Below are 245 nucleotides of genomic sequence, written 5' to 3'. Positions count from 1 at the left end.
TCGATTAGTTTTAAAAAATAGTGTTCAGATCGCTCTGGCGCATAGTCGAATTCTTTTATATGACTTTGTAACTCAGATAACTTCATAACATCCTTTTTGTATCATTTTTCATAAAGCGTATAACGCCTTGCTAAGGTGTGAGTAACGCAATACAAAAGCTACCGCACAGCGCCTTAATCACATAAGCCACCGCAAAGTAAAAATGCCACGCGTTACGAATCACTCTTAAGCAATTTGTTAGTACA

General features: G+C 37.1%; 1 pseudogene. It reads right to left on the bottom strand.

The features are described from left to right. Positions 1 to 86 (bottom strand): annotated as a pseudogene (locus CBX98_RS26760) (nucleotide pyrophosphohydrolase); the annotation flags it as partial. Between the last annotated feature and the right edge of the window lie 159 nt (positions 87 to 245).

Origin of the sequence: Vibrio sp. T9, assembly GCF_003123985.1 — a bacterium.
In the GTDB taxonomy this organism is placed as follows: Bacteria; Pseudomonadota; Gammaproteobacteria; order Enterobacterales; family Vibrionaceae; genus Vibrio; species Vibrio diabolicus.
The sequence above is the reverse complement of the archived record's forward strand: the minus strand, read 5'-3'. Positions and strand labels throughout refer to the sequence as shown.